The sequence below is a fragment of the Bacteroides acidifaciens genome (assembly GCF_024623065.1).
GTDB classification, from domain to species: Bacteria; Bacteroidota; Bacteroidia; order Bacteroidales; family Bacteroidaceae; genus Bacteroides; species Bacteroides acidifaciens.
Genome location: NZ_JANJZR010000008.1, coordinates 53,200 through 77,550, shown reverse-complemented (window position 1 = coordinate 77,550; position 24,351 = coordinate 53,200). Strand labels below are relative to the sequence as shown.

The window sequence follows — 24,351 nt, the reverse complement described above, 5'->3', positions numbered from 1 at the left end:
ATGACTGATGAGTTAATCCAATGGGCTACACTGTTAAGTCCTATAATTAGTGTGATTGCTGTAATTGTTGCATTAAGAGTTGCTAATAACTCATCGAAAGATGCGCAGGAACAGATTAATGCTATTCGCCATCTGCTTGATGTGTTTGTGGCGGCAAATAATTTGGACATCGTAGAAGTACAGCGAAAATACCAACAGCAACTTGTAGAATTAGACAACAAAATTGAAGAGGCGCAAATGGAAGTCGATACCGTATATCCTTTTGTTGGCGGAGCAAGAATTGACCATATCATAGCCGGACAAGAAAAAGCGCAGCAAAAAGCACATCTTAATCAGCTATTGATGAAGCGCAAAGAGATAGAGGTCAATCTATCTTTGATTCAAGATTATATTCATAAAGCAATGCAGTAAATGGAATTGAAAAAATATAAAAAGAAAAGGATTACACCACAAGGTTGGAAAGAGATAACACTTGCAGAAGTTTTTAACACATCCTCTGGTGCTACACCATTGTCCACGGAAGCAAGCTATTATGAAAACGGTACTATTCCTTGGATTAATAGCGGCGAATTAGCAAGTCCGTATATTTATGACACAACAAATTTTATATCACAGGCTGGATTTGAAAATTCAAGTACTGAGATATACCCTATTGATACGGTGCTTGTAGCAATGTATGGTGCTACAGCAGGTAAGGCATCTTTGCTTAAAATGGAAGCGTGTACAAATCAAGCTATTTGTGCGATTCTTCCAAACAAAGACTATAGTTCTACATTCCTTAAATATAGTATTGATACGCTTTATGATCATCTTGTCGGTCTTAGCAGTGGCTCTGCAAGAGATAATCTTTCGCAAGCAGAACTAAAAAAGTTGAAGTTAATAATGCCTCCTACTAAGAATGAACAGAATAAATTAGTATCTATTCTTGCTTCAATAGACCGCAAAATTGAACTTAATCAAGCGATAAATCAGAATTTAGAGGCGATGGCAAAGCAACTCTATGACTATTGGTTCGTGCAGTTTGATTTCCCTAATAGGGAGGGTAAGCCGTATAAATCCAGTGGGGGTGCTATGGTATGGAATGAGAAGTTGAAGAGGGAAATTCCTCAAGGATGGAATATACTACCTCTTTTTGATGCTATTAGTGTGCAGTATGGTTTTCCTTTTGCTACTGAACAATTTACAGATGAGATAACAAATATACCTATTGTTCGTATTAGGGACATTCTTGAAGGAACGACATCAGCATATTCTTTTGAAAACACAGATGAAAAATACTGTTTGAATGAGGGGGATGTACTTGTTGGTATGGACGGAAATTTTCACATGAACTTCTGGCATAACAATATTGCCTATCTTAATCAGCGATGTGTAAGGATGCGTCCTTATAGAGACTCCTCAATATCTTCAATTCAAATCTATTATAATATCCAACCTTACATTAAGGCGAAAGAACAAAATGCAAAAGGATCTACTGTGGGACATCTGTCAGATAAAGATTTGAAAGGGCTATATCTTATAAAACCAGCAATTTCATTAAGTTTCAATCCTCGAAAAGTATTTGACGAGCTATTGGCACTGATAATTGAGAACAAACAACAGATTTTATCACTTACTAAGCAGCGAGACGAACTCTTACCACTTCTGATGAACGGGCAAGTATCGGTAAATTCTGATTTATCTGTTTACATGGTCATTGATTAAATTAAAAGCCTGTTTCATTGAGTTTAAACAGGCTTTTAATTTGACTAAAAATCACATTTTGTTTTATGTTAAGATGTGTTTCAATGACACATTTTGTTTTTCGGGCAGGAATTTTTTGATTTGGCGATTGTAGTAAGATGGATGTTGTGAGGATTAAATAAAATCCGTACCTTCGCGCCCTTAAACTAACTAACCTTTATTTTTTATGTTTACTGACTTATTGCATTCCTCTTATTTCTCCCTTTTCCTGATTGTCGCATTGGGATTTATGTTGGGAAGAATTAAAATTAAGGGGTTATCTCTTGATGTGTCGGCGGTAATCTTTATCGCGCTTCTTTTCGGGCACTTTGGTGTTATCATTCCCAAAGAACTGGGAAACTTCGGTTTGGTGCTTTTTATTTTTACCATCGGTATTCAGGCAGGGCCCGGATTTTTCGATTCTTTCCGCAGCAAAGGAAAGACGCTGATCCTTATTACCATGCTTATCATTTGTTCCGCCTGTCTCACAGCAGTAGGATTGAAGTATGCGTTCGATATCGACACCCCCAGTGTGGTAGGTCTGATTGCCGGAGCACTGACCAGTACACCGGGTTTGGCTGTTGCCATTGACAGTACCCATTCTCCTTTGGCCTCCATAGCTTATGGTATTGCGTACCCGTTCGGAGTTATCGGTGTGATTTTGTTTGTCAAACTGCTGCCTAAAATCATGCGGGTGGATTTGGATAAAGAAGCTCGACGTTTGGAGATAGAACGCCGTGGACAGTTCCCGGAACTGACTACCTGTGTCTATCGCATCACTAATGGAAATGTATTCAACCGTAGCCTGATGCAAATTAATGCACGTGCCATGACAGGAGCTGTAATTTCCCGCCTGAAGCACAAAGATGAAATATCTATTCCTACTGCCTCTACCGTGCTGCATGAAGGAGACTATATCCAGGCAGTAGGTAGCGAAGAAGCATTGAACCAACTCGCAGTATTGGTAGGTGAACGCGAAGAGGGCGAACTGCCTTTGGATAAAACACAGGAAATAGAATCCTTGTTGCTGACCAAAAAGGATATGATAAACAAACAACTGGGGGACTTGAATTTACAGAAAAACTTCGGTTGTACAGTGACCCGTGTCCGTCGAAGCGGTATTGACTTGTCCCCATCGCCAGATTTGGCATTGAAATTCGGTGATAAATTGATGATTGTGGGAGAGAAGGAAGGACTTAAAGGCGTAGCCCGTCTATTGGGAAATAATGCGAAGAAACTTTCCGATACTGACTTTTTCCCGATTGCAATGGGTATTGTATTGGGAGTGTTGTTCGGTAAAATAAATATCTCTTTCTCCGAAAGCCTGTCATTTTCGCCGGGATTGACTGGGGGAGTTCTGATGGTAGCTCTCATATTGAGTGCTGTCGGTAAGACAGGACCTGTCATCTGGTCTATGTCGGGACCGGCCAATCAATTACTGCGCCAATTGGGGCTGCTTCTTTTTCTTGCTGAAGTAGGAACTTCTGCTGGAAAGAATCTCGTAGCCACTTTCCAGGAAAGCGGATTACTAATGTTTGGGGTGGGAGCTGCCATAACGCTGGTTCCGATGCTTGTTGCGACCATTGTAGGACGCCTGGTATTTAAAATCAGTCTGCTCGATTTACTGGGAACCATTACCGGTGGTATGACCAGTACGCCCGGTCTGGCTGCTGCCGATTCGATGGTGGACAGTAATATCCCCAGCGTGGCATATGCGACCGTTTACCCGATTGCTATGGTATTCCTGATTCTGTTTATACAAGTGATAGCTTCGACTGTTTATTAACGGTACTCCGTAGAAACATTGATTGTTAAACAAATAGTTTGTATCTTTGCCGTCCCAAAGTAAAAATGAGGTGAAACGATTGTTCTTGAATATAATGCGCTATTTCTTGCCGATACTCTTTGTGTCGTATCTGGCAAGTCTTACGTTCTTTGCCCACGTACATGTGGTCAATGGCGTGACAATCGTGCATTCACACCCGTTTAAGAAAGGGGCGGCACATCAGCATTCAACAGTCGAACTGATACATATTCATCTCCTGTCTCATTTGATGGCGGACGGTGCGGCTGTTGTATTTGCTCTTTCCCTTTTTATTCCTTTTTTATTGTGTCTGTTGCTCGGCTGTCTGCAGCATATACATTTTTGTTCTCCTTATCATGGAGTGATTGCACTCCGCGCTCCGCCTGCATTTCGTTTTTTCGCTATTTAACTGATGACATTCTGCCTTGTACGAGGTAGGATATTATTTGCTTTTTCATGTGAATACTTAACGAAAACGAATTACAAACGAAAAATGAAGAAATATGTCTTTTCGCTTGTCTGCTTGTGTTGTGCACTGTTGCCTGCTCTCGGAGGACAAGCCCATGAACATCCTAATCATCCGGAATTACGTAAATCGGATGCTAATATTATCGGTCATATCCTTGACAAAAACACGAAGGAGCATCTGCCATATATCACAGTGGCATTGAAGGGTACTACCATCGGAACCGTAACTGATGCTACCGGACATTACTTTTTGAAGAATCTTCCCGAAGGGAATTTCGTACTCGAAGTAAGTTCTGTCGGTTATAAAACGGTAAGGCGGAATGTAATCTTGAAAAAGGGACGTACCTTGGAAGAGGATTTTGAAATAGAAGAAGACGCAGTTGCTTTGGATGGCGTGGTGGTATCTGCCAACCGTAATGAAACGACTCGTCGTTTGGCACCGACATTGGTGAATGTGGTTGATTTGAAGATCTTTGAGAATACCAACTCGACGACTTTAGCACAAGGGCTGAGTTTTCAGCCGGGCGTCCGTGTAGAATCCAATTGCCAGAATTGCGGCTTTCAGCAAGTGCGTATCAACGGGCTGGATGGTCCTTATACACAAATCCTACTAGATTCGCGTCCCATCTTCAGTGCCCTTTCCGGTGTATATGGCATCGAGCAGATTCCTGCCAGTATGATAGAGCGTGTAGAGGTGATGCGTGGCGGTGGTTCGGCATTGTTCGGTTCGTCTGCTATTGCGGGTACGATCAATATCATCACCAAAGAGCCGATTCGTAATTCGGGTATGTTGTCTCATACGATTACGGGGATTGGTGATGGAGATGCTTTCGATAACAGTACGGCACTGAATGCTTCACTTGTGACGGAGGAACAGCGTGCCGGTTTATATATCTTTGGTCAGAACCGTCATCGTTCCGCATATGACCACGATGGAGACGGATACTCTGAAATCCCTAAGATACATGGACAGACCGTCGGCTTCCGTTCTTTCCTGAAGACAAGTACTTATTCAAAACTGACTTTCGAATATCATCATATGGAAGAATTCCGCAGGGGAGGAGACTTGCTGAACCGTCCGCCTCATGAAGCGAATGTGGCCGAACAGACCGAACATTCCATCAATGGCGGTGGCGTGAAATTCGATTATTTTTCACCTAATGAGAAGCATCGTTTCAATGTATTCGCTTCCGCACAGCATATCAATCGTGACAGCTATTATGGCGGTGGACAAGACTTGAACGCTTATGGAAATACAACGGACTTAAACTGGATGGCAGGCTCACAGTATGTGTACAGTTTCGGTAAATGTATTTTCATGCCTTCCGACTTTACTGCCGGAGTAGAATTTAATCAGGACAAACTGGAAGATAACATGTGGGGATACAACCGTACGGTAGACCAAAAAGTAAATATCGGTAGTGCTTTCCTGCAGAATGAATGGAAGAATGAACATTGGGGATTCCTTATTGGTGGTCGTTTTGACAAGCATAATCTGATCGGTCATCTCATTTTCAGCCCTCGTGCCAATCTGCGTTTCAATCCGACTAAAGATATCAATCTTCGTTTAAGTTATTCTTCCGGTTTTCGTGCTCCGCAGGCTTTCGATGAGGATTTGCATGTAGAGAATGTGGGCGGCAATGTGGCAATGGTGGAGTTGGCGGATAACCTGAAAGAAGAAAGGTCGCAGAGCTTGAGTGCTTCGGCAGATGTTTATCATCGATTCGGTGCTTTTCAGGTCAACTTCCTCGTGGAGGGTTTTTATACAAAATTGTCCGATGTCTTTGCTCTCACTGATGGAGAAGTAGTGGATGGCATTCTGACACGTACCCGTTATAATGCACCGGGTGCGCGGGTAATGGGATTTACGTTGGAAGGAAAGATGGCCTATCTGAGCAAATTCCAGATTCAAGCAGGGGTCACTTTGCAGCAAAGCCATTATAGTGAACCTCATGAATGGAATCCGGATGCGCCGGCAGTAAAGAAAATGATGCGTACACCGAATACTTATGGTTATTTCACTGCGACATATACTCCGGTCAAACCGTTGTCTATCGCTCTTTCCGGTACATATACCGGTTCAATGTTGATTCCTCACGAAGTCGTGCCTGGATTCCTTGATAAGCCGGTTACGGTAAATACGAAAGACTTTTTCGACATCGGACTGAAAGCTGCCTATGATTTCAAACTTTATAAGTCAATGAACTTGCAGGTGAATGCCGGAATACAGAATATCTTCAACGCCTATCAGAATGATTTCGATAAAGGACCCGACCGTGATTCGGGCTATATTTATGGTCCTTCATTGCCGAGAAGCTTCTTTGCCGGAGTGAAGATTAGTTATTAGGTTGTTTCTATATGATTTTGCAGGCTTGTCGAATTTTACAGAGTGTAACTAGTTACTCTTTTGTTAAGATTGGTAAACCTTATCAACAAAAGTCCGCATTTTAAAAGAGAAGGCAGTAGCTTCTTATCAACGGGAGGAGTTACTGCCTTTTCATTTATATGGTGAAGCCTGTCAAGAGATGGCGGGATGCGTCAATAATAGGTTATTCTTCTATTTTCCAGTCTCCGATTGTCCGCGTGGAGCTGTTGAAGTTGATGCCGGCTTTCACTACTTTCCGGTGGTCGGCCGCGTATGGAATGGCGTATCCTTTACTGTTTATCTGCGCCAAAGCTTCTTCTGCCGTACCGTCCATTTTGAATTCAAGTACATAAATGGCATCCTGCATTTTAATAACCACGTCCGCCCGTCCGACGGCGCTTTTTACTTCGGTATCCACATACTGCCCCATCAGGCGGAACAGGAGATAGAAAATAGTCTGATAATGCTTTTCTTCTTTGTTGTTCAGGTCGTTCGGGATAGAGGCGAAAAAAGAGCGGGTACGCTCGAGACAAGATTCGAGGTTTCCTTTCATCAAATCGCGTACGAAAGACACTACATAAAAGTTGCTTTCGCGCGTTGGCTGGTAAAGATAAGAAGGAATAAGCGATTCGATAAAGCCAATTCGCACCTCTTCGTTGGGATAGCCTAATGTATAGGTGCGGAAGAAGGCGTCGTAAGACTTGATGGTGAGATAGCCGCTTTGATAAAGCACCGGAATGGGGTCGGTAAGACAATCCGTGGCCTTGTCGAAATCTTCCGGCTTGGCGTCCATACGGTCGAGCAGACGGATGTCGAAGTCCATCTGTTGCAGGAGTTCTATCAGGAAGGTAGGAGTACCGGTAGAAAACCAGTAGTTCTCATAGCTTTTTTGTGCAAAAGCATTAATCAGGCTGAAAGGATTGTACACATCCACACAGGATTTACTGAAATGATATCCGTCATACTGTTTCTTTAAGTGGGCGCATGCCTCTTCATACGTCTCATCATTGGCTTGAGCCATTTGTTCGATGTCTATTTTCATCTGCGTCAGTAGTTCTTGCTCGGTGATACCGCAGATAGCGGCATAATTGTCGCTCATACTGACGTTCTGAAGATTGTTCAGTTCGCTGAATATACTCATTTGACTGAATTTGCTGATACCCGTAAGGAAGAGGAAACGAAGATATTTGCCTGACTTTTTCAAGGGGCTGAAGAAGTCTCGCATGATACCGCGAATCTCACGTTGCAACTCATGATCACTGTTAGTGTCCAACATCGGGGCATCATATTCGTCTACCAATACGACAACTTGCTGTCCGGTTTGCTCATAAGCGCGTCGGATGATGCCTTCAAGACGCAAACTGAATGTGTCTTCGCCTTCCTGGCGTCCGTAGACGTTTTCCCAAAGCAGTAATTGTACATTGATAGATGCGCGGAGTGACTCTGCTTCCATATATTTACTGCCGCTGAAGTCGATGTGCAGCACCGGATACACCGTCCAGTCCTGTTCCAACTGCTCCATGGCAAGTCCGTTGAAAAGCTCTTTCTTTCCCAGAAAATAGGCTTCGAGCGTAGAGACGAGCAGACTCTTTCCGAAACGGCGGGGGCGGCTCAGGAAATAAACCGTGTTTGTATTAGCCAGTTGATAGACCAATGCTGTTTTATCAACATATATATAGTTGTTGTTGCGCAACTGTTCAAAATCCTGTATCCCGATAGGATAGCGCCTGAATGTTTCTTCCATATCAAATCTTTATTATAGTGTAAACGATGAACGCAAAGTTAAGAAAAAGAAGCGGAATAGCTTTCCTTGCTGCCGAAGATTTATCAATCCATAATAAAAGGATTACCGGATAGTGCAACTTCCGGCAATTCAGACCATATCCTTGTCCACGCCAAATTTCTCATCCGTCTGGCATTCTCCCGCAGGTTCTACATGCACCAGAATATCATAGACATTATCTATCGAGCTTTCAATACTTTTCTCCACTGCTCCGGCAATCTCATGTGCCTGCGTGATGGTTATCTGCGGATTCACCTCTATATCGAGTGTAATTATATACCGGTTCCCTATCATTCTTGACCTGACTCGGTGCGGATTGCTTGCCCCCGGCACTTTCTCGACAGCTTCGAATATCTTATTATACACATTGACATCCTTCACGCCATCCATGAGTTCCACATTCGAGTCAAGGAAAATGCCGATGGACGACTTGATGATAAAGAGGCTGATTATCAATCCCGTTATCGAATCGAGTATTGGCAATTTGAATATAAAGGTAAAAATCAGACCAAGTAAAACTCCCGCCGAGATAACGACATCATTACGCATATTTATCGCATTCGCCGTCAGCATAGAACTGTCTATTTTCTTTCCTTGTTTGTACTGGTATGATGCCAGTAGCAGTTTCCCGACAATGGAGAATATAGTCACATAAATAGCGATAGCCGATGGGATTTCTTTCACTTCATCCGAAAAGATGCTTGTGACGGACGATAGTAACATTTGCATACCGGCGTAAAATATCACAAGCGATAGAATCTTGGTCGCGATGCTTTCCGCTTTCTCATAACCGAACACGTATTTTTTTGAAGGCGGGCGGCTGATGACCCGTGCCGTGAAAATCATGACGATAGAGATAATGACATCCGTCGCCGAGTCGATACCATCGCCGAGTACCGCCAGACTTCCGGCTAACAAACCGATAATGATTTTTGATGCAGACAGGATTGCATTGCCTATGGTGCTAATCCATGAGGTTTTGATTAAGATATTCTCTCTTGACATTTGAGCAGGGCTTTATCCTTATTTGTAGTGATAATTGGGTTCAAAGATAATCATTTATAGCAATTTGTGAATCCGAGACGCAAAAAAGTTTTCATTTCCTTTTAGTAGTTTGCCTGTTTTAGTTGTATTATATATAGATAGTCAATTAAAAACAAGACAAATCATTTATTAAATAGTTAACCTCATGTTCAAACAACTAAGTACCTCTCTGCTGATTGTATCAGCTTGTGTATTTTCTGCTTGCACGTCTGTTGTCAAGCAGGAAGTCGCAATTTTACCTACCCCTGTAAGTCTGACCGAGCAGTCGGGCGCCTTTGTTTTTAAGGATGAAATGAAGATAGGGGTGTCCGACCAGTCCCTCTTTCCGGCAGTCGGCTACCTGCAAGAGATTCTTCGGAACGTAGTGTCATCTTCTGTCGAAGTCACTGCTGATAAAGATCTGGTAGATGTCTATTTCCAGTTGGGGAATACTGAAGGGAAGCACGGTTCTTACAAACTTCAGTCTACACCGGAATTTATCCGGGTGGAAGCCAACGATTATTCGGGCATTATTTCCGCTGTTACCACTATCCGTCAGTTGCTTCCTGCCGAAATAGAAATGCAGGGCACGAAGCGTACTTACTCCATTCCTGCTGTGCAGATAGAAGACGCTCCCCGTTTTGAGTGGCGCGGATTTATGCTGGACGCTTCTCGTCACTTTTGGAATAAAGAAGAAGTGAAACACGTGTTGGATTTGATGTCTCTGTACAAATTGAACAAATTTCACTGGCATCTCACCGATGACCAGGGCTGGCGCATAGAGATTGAGAAATATCCGCTGCTGACAGAAAAGGGGGCATGGAGACAATTCAACAACCACGATCGTACTTGTATGGCACGTGCGGCAGAGGAAGACAATACGGACTTCCTGATTCCTGAGGACAAACTACGGATTGTGGAAGGCGACACGTTGTATGGAGGTTATTATACGCACGATGATGTAAAAGAAATAGTGGCTTATGCCGCACAGAGAGGGATTGATGTGATACCCGAGATTGATATGCCGGGACATTTTCTGGCAGCTATCAGCCAGTATCCGGATTTAGCTTGCGACGGTCTGATTGGCTGGGGAGAGATATTCTCTTCTCCCATCTGTCCGGGTAAAGATGAGACTTTAGAATTCTGCCGGAATGTCTTCAAGGAGATTTTCGAACTTTTCCCTTATGAGTATGTGCATATGGGTGGAGACGAAGTGGAAAAGAATAACTGGAAGAAATGCCCCCGTTGCCAAAAACGTATCCGTACGGAGAATTTGGGTTCGGTGGAAGAACTTCAGGCATGGTTTGTACGTGATATGGAGAAATTCTTCCATGCCAACGGAAAGAAACTCGTTGGCTGGGATGAAGTGGTGAAGGACGGATTATCTTCGGACGCTGTTATTACGTGGTGGAGAAGTTGGGCGAAGGATGCACTGCCTACGGCAACAATGCAACAGCAAAAAGTGATAGCCTGCCCGAACGAATTTTTCTACTTCGACTATGCCCAAGACCAGAACTCTGTAAAGAAGATATTAGCATTCGACCCGTATGCGGACGACAGACTGTCATCAGAACAGAAAGAATATATCTGGGGTGTGCAGGCGAATCTTTGGGCGGAATGGATTCCGACGATGAAGCGCATCGAATACATGATTGTTCCCCGCATGATAGCATTGAGTGAAATAGCTTGGGCTGAGCCGGTAACCAGACCGGGACTTGATGAGTTCTACCGTCAGCTTGTTCCGCAATTCAAGCGTATGGATGTAATGGGAGTGAACTATCGTATTCCCGATTTGCAGGGATTCTACAAGGTGAACGCGTTTATAGATGATACTATGGTGAATCTGACTTGTCCGCTGCCGGGCATTGAAATCCGCTATACAACGGATGGAAGCATGCCTGACAAGCAATCGTCTCTTTATGACGGCGCCCTGAAAATAAAGGAGACAACGGACTTTACTTTCCGTACTTTCCGCAAGGATGGTTCTTCTTCAGACGTGGTACGTACAAAATATGTCAAAGCTCCTTATGCGGAAGCAGCAACAACGCCGGCTTCTTTACAACCCGGACTGAAAGCTGTATGGCACGACTTCCGCGGAAATCTCTGTGCGGATATTGACGCTGCTCCCATAAAGGAAGAGTACGTCATAGAATCTGTATCTATCCCCGAAGGAGTGAAGGGCGATATTGGTCTGATACTGACCGGCTATCTGGAAGTTCCTGCTGACGGCATTTATACATTTGCCCTTCTCTCGGACGACGGCAGCACGTTGATACTTGACGGTGAATTGCTGGGAGATAACGACGGCGCACATTCTCCGGCAGAGATTATCGTGCAGAAAGCTTTGAAAGCCGGATTGCATCCGATAGAAGTACGTTATTTCGATTGCAATGGCGGTGTGCTGCAAATGGAATTGGTAAACGATAAAGGTGAAAAGATTGTTCTTCCGAAAGAATGGTTGAAACATGAATAGAGGATGTTTCCTGATAATCAGTTTTCATTAGGATTGTAATATTTAGGTCAAATTCAGGTTAAGTCAGAAGCGGGTGAAAGTAGTGATACTTTTATCCGCTTTGTTGTATGCCCCGCCGGACAATACGCTTCTCGAAGAAGAAAAGAAATTTCAATAAGAGACATTCCGGTTCATTGGATAAAGTCCTCTTTTTTTATGTAATGTCGCAAAGACAGGGTGTACTTTATAAATTAGGAAATCCCCATTTATAATGGAATAAATGTTTCATTCTCATTATAAATGGGGATATATAAAGTAAAAAGTTTACTTTGACATTGCTAAAAGTTGGGATTGACAACTGTAAATCTTCACTTTTATAGGGGATGTTTTTAATGGTGGAACAAGCGGATACCCGTAAATGCCATTGCCATATTATACTTGTCGCAAGTGCTGATAACATGGTCGTCACGTACAGAACCGCCCGGTTGTGCAATGTAGCTTACCCCGCTCTTATGTGCTCTTTCGATATTATCTCCAAACGGGAAGAAAGCATCCGAACCTAAGGCTACTCCTGTCATGGTGTCCAGCCAAGCGCGTTTTTCTTCGCGGGTCAGCACTTCCGGCTTTTCAGTGAAGAACAGTTGCCAAACGCCGTCTGCCAATACATCTTCGTGGTCTTCTGAAATATATACGTCGATGGTATTGTCGCGGTCGGCACGACGAATCTTCTCGATCCATGGCAGATTCATCACCTTCGGGTGCTGGCGTAAATACCATATATCTGCTTTGTTGCCTGCCAGACGCGTACAGTGAATGCGGGATTGTTGACCTGCACCGATACCAATCGCCTGTCCGTCCTTTGCATAACATACGGAGTTGGATTGTGTATATTTCAAAGTGATTAGGGCAATAATCAAATCACGTTTTGCGTCAGCCGGAATTTCTTTGTTGGCTGTGGGCATCTCTTTCAAAAGGCTTTCGTCAATTTTCAGTTCGTTTCTACCTTGTTCGAAAGTCACGCCGAACACATCTTTGTGTTCGATAGGAGCCGGACGATAGGCAGGGTCTATCTTTATTACATTATATGTACCTTTTCTTTTATTTCTCAGGATTTCCAGAGCTTCGGGAGTATAATCCGGTGCAATAACGCCATCGGACACTTCACGATTAATGATGCGTGCTGTCTCTTCGTCGCAAGTATCGGACAATGCGATAAAATCTCCATAAGACGACATGCGGTCTGCGCCGCGTGCACGTGCATATGCTGTTGCCAGCGGTGACAGTTTTACGTCATCTACAAAATAAATCTTTTTCAGCGTATCGCTCATTTCCACTGCGACGGCGGCACCCGCCGGACTGACATGTTTAAAGGAAGCGGCAGCCGGTAGTCCGGTAGCTTCTTTCAGCTCCTTTACCAATTGCCAACTGTTGAATGCATCCAGCAGATTGATGTAACCGGGACGTCCGTTCAGTACTTCGATGGGGAGTTCACCTTCTTTCATAAAAATACGGGCAGGTTTTTGATTAGGGTTGCAGCCGTATTTCAATTCGAGTTCGTTTGCCATTTTATTGATTATTACGAGTTATTAATTACAAATTGATAGCGACAAAATTACTAAAAAAAGACAAGTTCACCTATACTTGTGATGTAAAATAGTAGCATGTAATTGGTATTTGGGATTTTGTAATGGTTCAAAATACCTATAAATGATGATTGTATTTCAGTGAAATATTCCGTTCCTTTGTAGCCTCTAATATAAAGTAGGTATCAATGGATAATTTACAAAAATATAAATCAACAGATAAGATGATCGATCTTATCAGTGATGACTATTCTTTATTGCAAGTGATGAGCCGTTTCGGACTATCCTTGGGTTTCGGAGATAAAACAGTAAAAGAAGTCTGTGAGCAGAACAGTGTAGACTGCCAGACGTTTCTGATTGTAGTCAACTTCATAACAGAGGGCTTTTCCCGCCTGAATGGTGATAAAGATAATATTTCGATCCCCGGGCTGATAGACTATCTGCGGCAAGCGCATAGTTATTTTCTTGATTTTTCTCTTCCTGCTATCCGGCGTAAACTGATTGAGGCTATTGACTGTTCTCAGGATGATGTCGCATTTCTTATTCTGAAGTTTTTTGATGAATATACGCGCGAAGTACGCAAGCATATGGATTATGAAGAGAAGACTGTTTTCAAGTATGTGGATGCGTTGATTGCAGGAAATGCTCCGAAGAATTATCAGATTAGTACATTCTCCAAACACCATGATCAGGTAGGGGAGAAGCTGACGGAACTAAAGAACATTATTATCAAATATTGTCCTGCCAAAGCCAATGAAAATCTTCTTAATGCGGCTCTTTTCGATATTTATGCCTGTGAGGCGGGCTTGGAGTCTCATTGTAAGGTGGAAGATTATATTTTTGTTCCTGCTATTCTGAATCTGGAAAGGAGAATTAGAGAAAATGAAAAATAACGAAGTTGTTCGGATAGCGATTGCAGAGAACTCTGTGATTATTCGTGGTGGATTGACTGCCGCCTTGAAACGTCTTTCTAATGTGAAGATGCAACCCATAGAATTGTTGTCCGTTGAGGCGTTGCATGATTGTGTCCGGACGCAATGTCCTGACATGCTGATTGTCAATCCGGCTTTCGGTGATTATTTCGATGTAGCTAAGTTCCGGGAAGAAACGTCTGGTAAAATAATACGTGTGATAGCTTTGGTCACTTCTTTTGTAGATGCTTCTTTGTTGGGCAAGTACGATGAGTCTATTTCTATCTTTGACGATTTGGAAATTCTTTCCAAGAAGATTGCAGGTTTGCTGGATATGGTTTCTCAGGAAGAAGAAACAGATAGTCAGGATGCACTCAGCCAACGGGAGAAAGAAATTGTAATTTGTGTGGTGAAAGGAATGACGAATAAGGAAATTGCAGAAAAGCTGTTTTTGTCTATTCATACAGTCATCACTCACAGGAGAAATATTAGTAAAAAATTGCAAATACATAGTGCAGCCGGTCTGACTATTTATGCTATTGTAAATAAACTGGTTACGCTGAGTGATGTGAAGGGCTTATAGTCTGATGAAATGTTATTAAATATAAAACCGTTTGCGCACACGGAATTTATTCGTACCTTTGCAGGGCAATTGGGAAATTGCTATTAGTTTATAAGGTAAAAGAAAATATGAAGGTATTAGATAAGACAATAAATTTAAGGTATTAAAGTTTTTAGTTCAATAGGAAAGTTTTTAATGGAAGGTAAAAGGATAACAATAGGTAAGACATTTTAGGGTACAAAGAAGATTGGTTTTCAGGAAAAGGAGGTAATGAAAAGAAAAGCCTTTAAGGCTTTTCTGATGTGAGGCGGGTGGTTCCATAAAGGAATTGACTCGTTTTTTTATTTTGAAATAAACCTGCGTATACATATCCTGGTCTTGTCGGGATTATAGAATATCATTTAGAGCCTGTTTAAATTCTCTTCAGTCATAATTTTATAGCTGATATTTTAACTTACCCCGGCTCTTCTTGTCGCGTCCGTCTGTAGTTGGCGGAAGGGATATTAACAGTTGCGCTCTTGGCTATTAATAGAAAACTTCCCGCCCATTAAGTATAAAGTTCCTTCGGACAGGAAGGAAACTTTCTTTTCATTCGATGCAAACTATAAACGCAAGCTTTGATTATATAATTGCAAGCTTCGTTTTTATAATCAAAGCCTTTGTTTTTATAAACGAAGCTTGCGTTTATAGATTACGGTTAACGAAAAATAAGTTTACATGCTGATAATAAGAAGTTTACAATTAATGAAAGAGAACTTTTCTATTAATGAATGAAAAGTGGGTTATTAAGATCCTGCTCCGAGTTTTGCCCGACACAGTTTTGAGAGTTGCTTTCGAGTATATTTTCTGTTGTTGTGAGGAGCATGACGGAGACTATGTGACGAATAAAAACAGGTCGGTAAAGCCTATCTAACATAATCTCAGGAAAATTTAAACAGGCTCTTAAAAACAAAATCCCGACGAAATCGCTTCGGCAGGACTCTATTTCATTTTACTTAAATGTGGCTACGTAATAAAATTATGACTAATTAATTCAATTCTGATACTGCAAAGATAGTGTGTTTCAGTATGTGCCACAATCACCTATATGAGGTATATTACGCAGTTATTCTCATTATTTATAGTTACTGATAGAGGCTTTTTCTACTTTTCTCCATTCTTTTGTTTCAAAATTGTATGTCTTGATGATTTTAGCAGGGCATCCCGCACATATGGAGCTTGATAATTGTGATTGAGTCCTATGGCAACTCCGATATTCTTGGTAGCTCAGGCGGCAGACAAGTCAAGGCTTAGTTTGAATTCTTGTGTCTTGTTATCTTTGTTGATGGAAATCTTTCTTTGATAATCAGGAGAACGACGTCATTCATATCATAATCTCCGTATATCGGCCATTAGTCTTCAAATAAATACACACTTCCGGTTTGGTTCTATATCAGTTCTTTCGAGATTGGTTGAAACTCTGTGCAAATGAAATGAGAAATCCCTTAATCTTCTCTTCTACAGGAATCTGTAAGTCGAAGAAATAAGGGATTATAATGAATATATTTGTATCTTATCAGAGTTTGGTGATTTCTCCTATTAGACAGGAGTTCATTTTGTACCGGATATCCTGATTGGATAATCCATGTCCTAGTAAAAACATTAATTTGGTAATAGCACATTCGGGAGTGCTGTCGTATCCACTGATAACTCCGGCTTCCAGAAGATGCATCCCCGTCTCGTAGCGTCCCATTTCCACGGCTCCCGAAGCACATTGGGTGATGTTGACTATGATAATCCCTCGTTCGGTAGCTTCCTTTAATTGGCGGATAAACCATTCTTTTTGCGGTGCGTTTCCTGAACCGAAGGTCTTCATGACCACTGCCTTCAGTCCGGGAACATGCAGGAGCGAGGTCACGATGCTCTCCTGAATGCCGGGAAAAAGCGTCAGTATGACCACATTCGTATCAAACAGATAATGTGGTTTTAGCGGTTTGCTAGGGTCAGGTTTACGGATAAGGTTAGGTTCGTATTTGATATGAATACCTACGCGCGCCAACGGCGGGTAGTTGAAAGATCGGAATGCGTTGAAGTTTTCCGCGTTGATTTTTGTGGTGCGGTTGCCGCGCATCAAGTGATTCTCGAAGAATATACATACTTCAGGAACAATAGCTGTTCCATCCGGGTTCTTGGCGGCGGCGATTTCAATAGCGGTAATCAGATTTTCTTTTCCATCCGTCCGTAAAGTTCCGATAGGAAGCTGCGAACCGGTGAGGATAACAGGTTTGCTCAGGTTTTCGAGCATAAAGCTTAAAGCGGAAGCAGTGTAAGCCATGGTATCTGTCCCGTGAAGAATGACGAAGCCATCAAAATGCTCGTAATTATAATTGATAATCTTTACCAGTTTTGCCCAATAAGCAGGCTCCATATCCGAAGAGTCGAGAGGTGGCTCGAATTGATAGGAAGAGATGCGGTAATTGAATCTTTTCAGCTCAGGAACATGCTTGAGCAGATGGTCGAAATTGAAGTTCTCTAAAGCACCCGTTTCAGGATTTTCTATCATTCCGATAGTTCCACCCGTGTAAATTAGCAAAACAGAAGGAGTATCTACTTTCATAATCATTGAATTTCTGTTAAAACGCTGACAAAGATACCGATTAATTACAAATTATGAATAGTAAATGATGAATTTGTTTGCAGTTTGTGCAAAAATGTTGTAAATCTGAATATTTATACGGGAATAACCGACAATTTAAAAGAAAGAGTTCTTGCATCTTTAAAAGTAAGTAGTTCAAGTTCCCGGGGCTATAGGATGACTTCCAGCCTGGTTACTTTAGCTACTTACTGCCGCTATCTTTATTTTTTCAGTGCTTCCTTCAATTTGAGGATGGCTTTTTCCGGTTCTTTTTCTTCTTCAAGTAAAGTGACAAATTTGCTGCCTATAATTGCTCCCGAAGCATGTTCGCAAGCTGCTTGAAAAGTCGCTTTGTTAGAGATTCCGAATCCTACCATCAGCGGATTATCCAGATGCATATCTTCTATCTTCTTGAAGTAAGACCGTTTCTGTTCGTCGAAGTCCTGCTGTGCCCCGGTGGTTGCTGCAGACGAAACCATATAGATGAAACCGTCTGTATGTCCGTCAATTTCACGTACCCGTTCTTCGCTGGTTTCCGGTGTGATAAGCATGACGACTTTGATGTTGTAGCGTTCGGCGATGATACGGTATTGTTCCTGATAATCACGGAAAGGAAGATCGGGGATGATAACTCCGTCAATACCACATTCCACGCATTGACGGCAGAAGTTCTCAAATCCGAACTGCATGATTGGATTCAAGTATCCCATAAATACAAGTGGTATACTCACATCTTTGCGAATGTCGCGCAATTGTTCAAAAAGAAGTTTCAGGGACATGCCGTTGCGCAACGCCCGGGTAGCCGCATTCTGAATGACGATGCCGTCTGCCATCGGATCGCTGAAGGGGAGCCCGATTTCAATCATACTGACTCCGTGCTTTTCGAGTGTACGGATTACATTGGCAGTACCGTCTAACGTAGGATCGCCGGCACAGAAATAAACGGATAATATATCTTTCTTATTGCTATTGAAAAGTTGATTAATTCTATTCATGATTATTGGAATCTTAAAATTATGATTTTAATTCATTCAGGAAGGTCTGGATGCGTTCCGGATCTTTCTTTCCCGGTGTAAATTCAAAACGGCTGTTGAGGTCGTATCCGGCAAGGCGGGGGTGCTTGAATTCTTTCAGCGCATTGGCACTGTAAGGGTTGATGCCACCGCTTAGCAGAAAAGGCACATGTCCGTTATATGTATGTAGGATGTTCCAGTCGAACCGGTTGCCCGAACCGCCATATTGCTCGCATTTGGTATCGAACAGGAACAGCTTGCATACCTTTTCATATTCATATACTTTGGTTAAATCCTTGGGACGGGCTACTGAAAAGGCTTTGATGATTTTCAATCCCGCAGTGTGCAGTGACCGGCAGTATTCCGGAGATTCATTCCCGTGTAGTTGCACATAGTCCAGTCCGAAGCGATCCGCAAACATGCTGACTACCTGTTTGTCTTCATTCACAAAGACTCCGACACGTCGGGTATGGATAGGGAGATAAGCCGGAAGCTCGTAGACATATCGGGGAGATTTGGGGTAAAAGATAAATCCCAGCATATCAATCCCTTCAAGAGATTCTACGTCCCGTATGTTTTCAGCTTCACACATACCGCATACTTTGATAATTTTTCCGTTGATCATAGGGCTGTCCGTTTTGAATATTTAGTTTATTGTATTGCTTGTAGGAAATACTGTAAAGTTTCTCCCGGTTGCTCGGTTTTCATAAATGTTTCACCAATCAGGAAGCCTCGGAATCCGGCTGCCCGAAGACGCTTGACGGTTTCAGGACTGGAGATGCCGCTTTCGGATACCAATACAGCGTCCTGGGGAAGTTGCCCTGCCAATCGGAAAGAGTTTTCTACATCGGTGAAGAAAGTCCCTAAATGGCGGTTGTTGATTCCTATCATATCTGTTTCCTTATTAATATAGTCCAATTCGTCAGCACTGTGAATCTCCAGCAAAACTTCCAAACCCAAAGAATGGGCTTTCTCTGTGAGTTCATTGCATTTTTCCGGTTCTAGTGCTGCCGCGATAAGGAGCACAGCATCCGCGCCGACGATTTTTGCTTGGTAAAGCTGGTATTCGTCAATGATGAAATCCTTTCTGAGAATAGGAATCTCTGTCAAAGGACGTGCAGTGCGAATATCTTTCAGGCTCCCGCCGAAAAACTTCTCGTCAGTGAGAATAGAGAGGGCGGAAGCGCCTGCTTTCACATAGGATGGGACAACCTCTTCCGGAAGTGCTCCCTGCTTTATCCATCCTTTGGATGGTGAACGCCGTTTGAACTCGGCTATCACACCTGACATTGAAGAAGCCAGTGCTTGTTTCATGGAACGGATAGCCGGAGCTTCGCTGATGCCTTCTTGTAACTGTTCGATAGAAATAGCCTGCTTTTGCAGATCGACTTCAAATCGTTTGTTGGCTATAATTTTGGATAATATATCTTTCATATTTAATTGTTTAATTCAATGAATTTCTTCAAAGTAGCCAATGCCCGTCCGCTTTCCAGCGATTCTTTAGCCAGGGCGATGCATTCTTCAATTGTTTTCTCCGGACAAACTACATGAATGGCAAAAGCAGAGTTGACAACCACTACATTCTTCTGGGCTTCGCTCGCTGTGTTATTCATGATATTATCAAAGATTTTAGCGGCATCTTCCGGTGTTTGTCCGCCGTCCAAATCGGTATCTTTATAACGGGAGAATCCGAGGCTTTCGGGAGTATAAATCTTTTCGTTGGCACTGGTTGCCACTTTAAATTCATTAGTCAGGGAGATTTCATCATATCCGTCCAAACTATGAACGACCGCAAATTTCGTCTTACTTTCCTGATAAGTATAGGTATAGAGACGCAGTAGCGGGAGATTATAAACTCCTAAAAGCTGATAAGCCGGCAATGCCGGATTCACCAACGGACCGAGCATATTGAAGAAAGTACGTACGGCAAGTCCTTTGCGAACCGGAGCGACCGCTTTCAAGGCCGGATTGAATAAGGGGGCATGCAGATAGGCGATATTGCATTGTTCCATGCTACGACGGAGTTGATTGACATCACTGGTGAACTTCACACCATGCTGTTCCATCACATTGCTGGCGCCACTGACTGATGTTGCCCCATAATTACCGTGTTTTATTACCGGAAAACCTGCTCCGGCAACGGTAAAGCAGGAAGCCGTAGAAATGTTGAACGTATTTTTCCCGTCACCGCCGGTTCCTACAATATCTATCGGGGCGAACTCGCTCAAATCTACCGGAACACGCATCTCAAGCAATGCATCGCGGAAACCGCATAATTCCTCAACGGAAATGTTGCGCATCAGGAAGACAGTGATTAGCGATGCCACCTGTACATCATTGTATTTTCCTTGTGCGATGTTTTGCAAAATAGTACGCGCCTCATCTCGTCCCAGATATTGATGCTCGAAAAGTTGGTATAGAATCTGTTTCATAACTTTAATCGTTTAAGAAGTTTCTGATAATTTCTTTTCCTTGCGGAGTTAATACGGATTCGGGATGGAACTGAATGCCATGTACATCATAAGTTTTATGGCGCAATGCCATGATTTGTCCTTCCTTGCTTTCTGCCGTTATTTCGAGGCAGTCGGGAAAACCGTCCCGGCTTACTACCCAGGAGTGGTATCGTCCGACGGGAATTTCCTTTCCCAATCCCTCAAAGAGTATATCGTGACTAAGGATACTGACCGGAGTCTGCACTCCGTGATATACTTCTTTCAGATTTTCCAAACGTGCTCCGAAAGCCTCACCGATAGCTTGATGTCCTAAACAGACACCCAGAATACTTTTGGTAGGAGCATACTTTTTTATAATGGGTAATAGCAATCCCGCTTCTTCGGGGATACCCGGTCCGGGAGACAGGATGATTTTATCGAACCGTTCTACATCATCAAGTTCTATCTGGTCATTACGGACTACTTCTATATCCGTAGCCCCCAATTCTTTCACTGCGTGCAGCAAGTTATAGGTGAAAGAGTCATAGTTATCTAAAAGTAATATTTTCATTTCTTTATTGTCTTTGTAAAATTGTTGTTTCAATTGTTTCTCAATTGTTGTTTTTGTTTCCCGCCTAGTTCTTTAATTTTACAGCCAAATCAATTGCTTTTTTCAACGCTCCCAGCTTATTATTCACCTCTTGCAATTCGTGTTCTTCCTGACTGTGTGCCACGATACCGCCCCCCGCCTGGAACCATAATTCATTGTTGCGGCTTACAAACGTACGGATGGTGATGGCTTGGTTTAATTCACCGTTCAATCCGATAAAACCGATGCAACCGCCATACGCTCCGCGGTTGTGGGGCTCGATTTCACTGATTAGCTGCATGGCGCGTACTTTCGGTGCGCCGCTTAATGTGCCGGCGGGGAAAGTGTCGATAAATGTCTTTATCTTATCCGCTCCTTCATTTAACACACCACTGACACGGCTTACCAGATGGATGACATGACTATAATATTGCGGCTCTTTGTAGAATACCACCCGTACGTCATGGCAATTGCGGGAAAGGTCATTTCTTGCGAGGTCTACCAGCATTACGTGTTCGGCATTCTCTTTGGGGTCGGCAAGCAATGCTTCAGCCAGCTCACGGTCTTTCACGATGTCTCCGCTGCGGCGGGTAGTTCCCGCAATCGGGTCGATATACGCATGTCCGTCTTCAATCTTGCAGTGCGTCTCCGGTGAAGAGCCGAAAATGCGGTATCCGCCGAAGTCGAAATAGAAAAGATAAGGAGAAGGATTAATGCTGCGTAGTGCCCGGTAAACTTTGAAATCATCTCCGGCATAAGGTTGGATAAATCTTCTGGAGAGTACGATTTGAAAAACATCTCCACGCATACAGTGGGCAATTCCTTTACAGACATTCGCTTTATGTTCTTCGTCCGTGATAGGACTGGTGACGGGGCCAGTCACCGAGAAATTGTAAGAAGCATAATTCCTGTTTTCGATGGCTGCTTCCAGTTCCGGCAGACCGCTCTCTTCTCCCTCAGCCGACATCTCGACTAATGTCAGTTCATTCTTGAAGTGGTTGAAGACAATGACATACTTATATAATATGTATAGCAAATCCGGTGCGTCATTCTGTTCGTCATGGCTTTCTTTTACCGGAATATGCTCGAAATACTTCACGGCATTGAATGTGGTATATCCATAGAGCCCGCATACATTCTTATATTCTCCGGTCACCTGGAATCGGCTGATAAAGCGGTTCATGGCTTTTTCTACGGTGAATGTCTTAGCCAACGGCTCCTCAGCACGGCTGCCGTCCGGATAACTGGCTGTAACAATGCCGCTGTTTATGCCGATATTTGCCAGCGGGCAAAGGGCTATAAATGATAAAGAGTTTTCTCCCGCATGATAATCGGAACTTTCCATTAATGCAGATTGTGGATACATGTCGCGCACTTTCAGGTAGATGCTGACGGGGGTATGCATATCTCCGAGCACCTGTTTGCTATGGGTAGTATAATTAAATGTTTTCATTTCTGCTTTTGTTAATTGCGAGTTATAAACATGATTTGGCTGGTTCTCCTATTGCTCTTCGTTGAAAGATAAATAAGTCTCGATGTCTTTGTCACCTCGTCCCGAAACAGTGAGTACAACCACATCTTCCGGTTTAAACTTCAGTTTCTTCAAAGCGCCTAGTGCGTGTGCCGATTCCAGTGCGGGGATAATTCCTTCCAGCTTCGTCAGTTCGTAGGCAGCTTCTATGGCTTCGTCATCGTTGATGGCCAACACATTGGCACGGCTTTGGGCGGCAAGGTTAGCGTGTATCGGACCAATGCCTGGATAATCCAGTCCGGCGGAAATGGAGTATGGTTCCTCTATCTGTCCGTCTTCGTTTTGGATGACGTAGGTACGTGCTCCGTGGATAATGCCCATTTTGCCGAGTTGGATGGTAGCGGCGGTCATTCCGGTTTCTATTCCTTTACCTCCCGCTTCTGCCAGGATAATGCCTACCCGTTCGTCGTTGATATAATGATAAATCGTTCCGGCAGCATTGCTTCCTCCTCCCACGCAGGCTATCAGATAATCCGGATAATCACGTCCTTCTTTTTCTTGCAGTTGCTTTTTGATTTCTTCACTGATGACAGATTGCAGGCGTGCCACCATGTCAGGGTAGGGATGAGGACCTACGGTAGAGCCGATGATATAATAAGTGTCGGCAGGATGACAGCACCAGTCGCGGATCGCTTCGTTGGTTGCGTCTTTCAGCGTCATGTTGCCGGAAGTAACGGGGATAACGGTGGCTCCCAACATTTTCATTTTCTCTACATTGATGTGCTGGCGTTCTACGTCCGTTTTTCCCATATAAACGATACATTCCATATTCATCAATGCACAGACGGTAGCTGTTGCTACTCCATGTTGTCCGGCTCCGGTTTCGGCGATGATGCGCTTCTTTCCCATGCGGCGTGCCAGTAAGATTTGTCCGATGGTATTGTTGATTTTGTGAGCACCTGTATGATTCAGGTCTTCCCGCTTCAGATACAATTTGCAACCGTATTTTTCAGAAAGGCGTTGGGCTGGATAGAGTGGGGAAGGACGTCCTACGTAGTCACGTAGCAACTGGTCGAATTCCTTCTTAAATTCTTTACTTTCAATTACTTCGAGGTACTTACTAGTTAATTCCTCAACACATTTGTGGAGGATTTCCGGTACGTAAGCACCGCCGAATTCTCCGTAATAGCCATCCTGGTCAACTAAAAAACTTTTCATAATCCTATCTGTTTTTATGTTATTATTTGATTTTGTAAATGAAAAGAGCCCTGTCGCAAGTTGCGACAGGGCTCTTTCAAATCTGTTATATCTTTAATGAGGTATATACATACGAGCACTGCTCCCTTACGACTGTCGGAGTTGTAACGGGCGCCACCACCAATATGTATTTACTAACATTCTTCTCATTGTCTTTTGTTATTTTATGGAGACAAATATAGACACTTTGTTTGAAACAGCAAACAAAATATTACTTTTTTTCTCTTTTGCCTTCATTTTTCTGATTATAGAACAATTTCAGAACTGAGCTGTTCTTGTAAATATTGAATTTTTAAACAAAG

At 43.0% G+C, this 24,351-nt stretch carries 19 protein-coding genes and 2 pseudogenes; 8 read left to right on the top strand and 13 right to left on the bottom strand.

Annotation, left to right across the window (positions count from 1 at the left end; translation table 11 throughout):
* From NSB03_RS03905 to NSB03_RS03885, 5 genes are all read left to right on the top strand, one after another.
* A complete protein-coding gene (locus NSB03_RS03905; protein ID WP_024988006.1) occupies positions 1 to 411 on the top strand; it encodes a hypothetical protein in 411 nt (136 codons plus the stop codon).
* Entirely contained in the window at positions 412 to 1,704 is a 1,293-nt protein-coding gene (locus NSB03_RS03900) for a restriction endonuclease subunit S (RefSeq protein ID WP_257466228.1), read from the top strand.
* Positions 1,705 to 1,909: 205 nt separating this feature from the next.
* The gene (locus NSB03_RS03895; RefSeq protein WP_257466227.1) at positions 1,910 to 3,508 is read left to right on the top strand and encodes an aspartate:alanine exchanger family transporter; all 1,599 of its coding nucleotides are present in this window, start codon (positions 1,910 to 1,912) and stop codon (positions 3,506 to 3,508) included.
* Positions 3,509 to 3,578: 70 nt separating this feature from the next.
* Positions 3,579 to 3,935, top strand: coding sequence for a DUF8478 family putative metalloprotein (locus NSB03_RS03890; RefSeq protein WP_502871466.1), 357 nt, complete (start codon positions 3,579 to 3,581; stop codon positions 3,933 to 3,935).
* 84 nt (positions 3,936 to 4,019) lie between these two features.
* Positions 4,020 to 6,341: a TonB-dependent receptor gene (locus NSB03_RS03885; RefSeq protein WP_257466226.1), complete on the top strand. Its 2,322-nt coding sequence runs from the start codon at positions 4,020 to 4,022 to the stop codon at positions 6,339 to 6,341.
* A 202-nt stretch (positions 6,342 to 6,543) separates the two neighbouring features.
* Here NSB03_RS03885 and NSB03_RS03880 read toward each other — a convergent pair whose 3' ends face one another.
* Together NSB03_RS03880 and NSB03_RS03875 are read right to left on the bottom strand one after the other, a co-directional pair.
* On the bottom strand, positions 6,544 to 8,103 hold the full coding sequence (locus NSB03_RS03880; RefSeq protein ID WP_024988002.1) for a PD-(D/E)XK nuclease domain-containing ATP-binding protein: 1,560 nt from the start codon (positions 8,101 to 8,103) through the stop codon (positions 6,544 to 6,546).
* 129 nt (positions 8,104 to 8,232) lie between these two features.
* Positions 8,233 to 9,147 carry a cation diffusion facilitator family transporter gene (locus NSB03_RS03875; protein ID WP_024988001.1) on the bottom strand — a complete coding sequence of 305 codons (915 nt, stop codon included), beginning with the start codon at positions 9,145 to 9,147 and terminating at the stop codon, positions 8,233 to 8,235.
* 184 nt (positions 9,148 to 9,331) lie between these two features.
* On the opposite strand from NSB03_RS03875, the gene NSB03_RS03870 reads away from it, so the two are divergent.
* Positions 9,332 to 11,638 (top strand): family 20 glycosylhydrolase, encoded by a 2,307-nt coding sequence (locus NSB03_RS03870; protein ID WP_024988000.1) that lies wholly within the window; start codon positions 9,332 to 9,334, stop codon positions 11,636 to 11,638.
* 368 nt (positions 11,639 to 12,006) lie between these two features.
* On the opposite strand, the gene NSB03_RS03865 is transcribed toward NSB03_RS03870, so the two are convergent.
* A complete protein-coding gene (locus NSB03_RS03865; protein ID WP_121767528.1) occupies positions 12,007 to 13,182 on the bottom strand; it encodes a phosphoribosylaminoimidazolecarboxamide formyltransferase in 1,176 nt (391 codons plus the stop codon).
* A 206-nt stretch (positions 13,183 to 13,388) separates the two neighbouring features.
* Between NSB03_RS03865 and NSB03_RS03860 the strand changes: the two genes are divergently transcribed.
* Both NSB03_RS03860 and NSB03_RS03855 read left to right on the top strand, forming a co-directional pair.
* Entirely contained in the window at positions 13,389 to 14,093 is a 705-nt protein-coding gene (locus NSB03_RS03860; RefSeq protein WP_121767527.1) for a hemerythrin domain-containing protein, read from the top strand.
* A complete protein-coding gene (locus NSB03_RS03855; protein WP_121767526.1) occupies positions 14,083 to 14,694 on the top strand; it encodes a response regulator transcription factor in 612 nt (203 codons plus the stop codon). Before NSB03_RS03860 ends, NSB03_RS03855 begins: the two co-directional genes overlap by 11 nt.
* Before the next feature lie 1,093 nt (positions 14,695 to 15,787).
* On the opposite strand, the pseudogene NSB03_RS20740 reads toward NSB03_RS03855, so the two are convergent.
* From NSB03_RS20740 to trpB, 10 genes and pseudogenes are all read right to left on the bottom strand, one after another.
* Positions 15,788 to 15,889: pseudogene (locus tag NSB03_RS20740) on the bottom strand (acyltransferase); the annotation flags it as partial.
* A 53-nt stretch (positions 15,890 to 15,942) separates the two neighbouring features.
* Positions 15,943 to 16,082: pseudogene (locus NSB03_RS20735) on the bottom strand (LruC domain-containing protein); the annotation flags it as partial.
* A gap of 146 nt (positions 16,083 to 16,228) precedes the next feature.
* Positions 16,229 to 17,269 carry an asparaginase gene (locus NSB03_RS03850; RefSeq protein WP_024986908.1) on the bottom strand — a complete coding sequence of 347 codons (1,041 nt, stop codon included), beginning with the start codon at positions 17,267 to 17,269 and terminating at the stop codon, positions 16,229 to 16,231.
* 239 nt (positions 17,270 to 17,508) lie between these two features.
* Positions 17,509 to 18,282, bottom strand: a complete 774-nt coding sequence (gene trpA / locus NSB03_RS03845) for a tryptophan synthase subunit alpha (protein WP_024986907.1) — start codon at positions 18,280 to 18,282, stop codon at positions 17,509 to 17,511.
* A 19-nt stretch (positions 18,283 to 18,301) separates the two neighbouring features.
* The gene (locus NSB03_RS03840; protein ID WP_024986906.1) at positions 18,302 to 18,925 is read right to left on the bottom strand and encodes a phosphoribosylanthranilate isomerase; all 624 of its coding nucleotides are present in this window, start codon (positions 18,923 to 18,925) and stop codon (positions 18,302 to 18,304) included.
* A 26-nt stretch (positions 18,926 to 18,951) separates the two neighbouring features.
* Entirely contained in the window at positions 18,952 to 19,734 is a 783-nt protein-coding gene (gene trpC / locus NSB03_RS03835) for an indole-3-glycerol phosphate synthase TrpC (RefSeq protein WP_024986905.1), read from the bottom strand.
* 2 nt (positions 19,735 to 19,736) lie between these two features.
* Positions 19,737 to 20,732: an anthranilate phosphoribosyltransferase gene (trpD, locus tag NSB03_RS03830; protein ID WP_024986904.1), complete on the bottom strand. Its 996-nt coding sequence runs from the start codon at positions 20,730 to 20,732 to the stop codon at positions 19,737 to 19,739.
* Between the two features lie 4 nt (positions 20,733 to 20,736).
* Positions 20,737 to 21,303 (bottom strand): anthranilate synthase component II, encoded by a 567-nt coding sequence (locus tag NSB03_RS03825; protein WP_024986903.1) that lies wholly within the window; start codon positions 21,301 to 21,303, stop codon positions 20,737 to 20,739.
* 64 nt (positions 21,304 to 21,367) lie between these two features.
* Complete coding sequence (locus tag NSB03_RS03820) at positions 21,368 to 22,774, bottom strand: anthranilate synthase component I family protein (protein WP_024986902.1); 1,407 nt, start codon at positions 22,772 to 22,774, stop codon at positions 21,368 to 21,370.
* Positions 22,775 to 22,822: 48 nt separating this feature from the next.
* Positions 22,823 to 24,010 carry a tryptophan synthase subunit beta gene (gene trpB / locus NSB03_RS03815; RefSeq protein ID WP_024986901.1) on the bottom strand — a complete coding sequence of 396 codons (1,188 nt, stop codon included), beginning with the start codon at positions 24,008 to 24,010 and terminating at the stop codon, positions 22,823 to 22,825.
* Positions 24,011 to 24,351: the final 341 nt, after the last annotated feature.

Bases quoted from the DNA above. Each gene is read 5' to 3' on its own strand.
- trpB (WP_024986901.1), bottom strand. From the start codon at position 24,010: ATGAAAAGTTTTTTAGTTGACCAGGATGGCTATTACGGAGAATTCGGC.
- trpC (WP_024986905.1), bottom strand. From the start codon at position 19,734: ATGAAAGATATATTATCCAAAATTATAGCCAACAAACGATTTGAAGTC.
- trpA (WP_024986907.1), bottom strand. From the start codon at position 18,282: ATGAATAGAATTAATCAACTTTTCAATAGCAATAAGAAAGATATATTA.
- NSB03_RS03870 (WP_024988000.1), top strand. From the start codon at position 9,332: ATGTTCAAACAACTAAGTACCTCTCTGCTGATTGTATCAGCTTGTGTA.
- NSB03_RS03885 (WP_257466226.1), top strand. From the start codon at position 4,020: ATGAAGAAATATGTCTTTTCGCTTGTCTGCTTGTGTTGTGCACTGTTG.
- NSB03_RS03900 (WP_257466228.1), top strand. From the start codon at position 412: ATGGAATTGAAAAAATATAAAAAGAAAAGGATTACACCACAAGGTTGG.
- NSB03_RS03895 (WP_257466227.1), top strand. From the start codon at position 1,910: ATGTTTACTGACTTATTGCATTCCTCTTATTTCTCCCTTTTCCTGATT.
- NSB03_RS03875 (WP_024988001.1), bottom strand. From the start codon at position 9,147: ATGTCAAGAGAGAATATCTTAATCAAAACCTCATGGATTAGCACCATA.
- trpD (WP_024986904.1), bottom strand. From the start codon at position 20,732: ATGAAACAGATTCTATACCAACTTTTCGAGCATCAATATCTGGGACGA.
- NSB03_RS03855 (WP_121767526.1), top strand. From the start codon at position 14,083: ATGAAAAATAACGAAGTTGTTCGGATAGCGATTGCAGAGAACTCTGTG.
- NSB03_RS03905 (WP_024988006.1), top strand. From the start codon at position 1: ATGACTGATGAGTTAATCCAATGGGCTACACTGTTAAGTCCTATAATT.
- NSB03_RS03860 (WP_121767527.1), top strand. From the start codon at position 13,389: ATGGATAATTTACAAAAATATAAATCAACAGATAAGATGATCGATCTT.
- NSB03_RS03820 (WP_024986902.1), bottom strand. From the start codon at position 22,774: ATGAAAACATTTAATTATACTACCCATAGCAAACAGGTGCTCGGAGAT.
- NSB03_RS03840 (WP_024986906.1), bottom strand. From the start codon at position 18,925: ATGATCAACGGAAAAATTATCAAAGTATGCGGTATGTGTGAAGCTGAA.
- NSB03_RS03850 (WP_024986908.1), bottom strand. From the start codon at position 17,269: ATGAAAGTAGATACTCCTTCTGTTTTGCTAATTTACACGGGTGGAACT.
- NSB03_RS03825 (WP_024986903.1), bottom strand. From the start codon at position 21,303: ATGAAAATATTACTTTTAGATAACTATGACTCTTTCACCTATAACTTG.
- NSB03_RS03880 (WP_024988002.1), bottom strand. From the start codon at position 8,103: ATGGAAGAAACATTCAGGCGCTATCCTATCGGGATACAGGATTTTGAA.
- NSB03_RS03865 (WP_121767528.1), bottom strand. From the start codon at position 13,182: ATGGCAAACGAACTCGAATTGAAATACGGCTGCAACCCTAATCAAAAA.